The 1071-nt window shown below is 48.0% G+C and carries 2 protein-coding genes; one reads left to right on the plus strand and one right to left on the minus strand.

Features of this window, described 5'->3' with window-relative positions:
* On the plus strand, window positions 1-195 hold a 195-nt coding region (locus tag MXAZACID_RS19920; protein WP_205619871.1), incomplete at its 5' end, for a hypothetical protein.
* 253 nt (window positions 196-448) lie between these two features.
* Here MXAZACID_RS19920 and MXAZACID_RS19550 read toward each other — a convergent pair.
* Window positions 449-796 (minus strand): sensor histidine kinase KdpD, encoded by a 348-nt coding sequence (locus tag MXAZACID_RS19550; RefSeq protein WP_168118472.1) that lies wholly within the window; start codon window positions 794-796, stop codon window positions 449-451.
* Window positions 797-1071: the final 275 nt, after the last annotated feature.

Below are 1071 nucleotides of genomic sequence, written 5' to 3' on the forward strand. Positions count from 1 at the left end.
GAGATAAACAATGTATTTGACGGACAAATTACAGCTCCTCAATTAGCTGAGAGTGGCCAAACCGTAGCGTTGAACGCCACAGGAATTGTCTCAAGGCGGACCAGCACGCCGCCACTAGCGCACGGCAAAACGGCTTGCCGCTTGTGGCGTGCAAGAGATCCATCTACCGGAAATAGAGAAAATTATAGATTTTAACTAAAACATCTCTGCGTTAGACTGGCGTAATAACATTATTCTATGTTCCCGCTCAAACTCGCTTTGCTCATCATCTCGGCCTCTATAATATCAGTCTGTACACTCCGGGGCCGGCTTGTAACGAAATATGTGTTCATCTTTGATGATGGTTTGATTGCAGATTGATGATCCTGCGCCGATAATTATACAATCCGTTAATGATGCAAAGGCTATACAAAAAATTCAATATTTTACTAATATCTTCGACTTCGTCTCAGTATTTTGATATTTCCGTTCGCGGGGCGCGGTTCTGTGGAAGTATAATCTCCACTTGAAGTCCAGGATTTGCGTCTTTCAGCGTTAATTTACCGCCGTGAAGCTCGGCGATAGCCACCGCGATCGGTAAGCCCAGACCAGCGCCGGGCGCCGTACGGGCTATATCGATCCGTCCGAAACGCCGAAGCGCCATGCCATGTAAGTGGCTTGGTATGCCTAGTCCATTGTCGGCGATGGCTATCGCGACGTTTTGCGCCGCGCGAGTCGCAGATATATGGATAAGGCATCCCGGCGGCGTATGTTTTATCGCATTCAAGATCAGATTGCCAAAAAGCTGGTTCAGCAAGACGACATCACCGTATAAGCTGAGTTCCGACTGAATGTTGAATATGAGCGTCCGGCCAGACTCGTCGACCGCGGGCGCGAAGGTGTCGATCAGAGAGCCCAGAAGATAGGAAAGATCAATCCAAGAAAATGCCTTCCGACGCGCCCCGCTTTCAATCTGCGCCAGCCGTAAAAGTGCTGAAAAAATCTCTAGCAGTTTGCTGAAAAACCCCGAAACTTGGTTTTATTTTTTCTGATTTAGCTTTGGGGCCTGGATTTTGGTTCAAGTGATTGAAG

It is taken from the genome of Acidocella sp. MX-AZ02 (assembly GCF_000306035.1).
In the GTDB taxonomy this organism is placed as follows: Bacteria; Pseudomonadota; Alphaproteobacteria; order Acetobacterales; family Acetobacteraceae; genus Acidocella; species Acidocella facilis.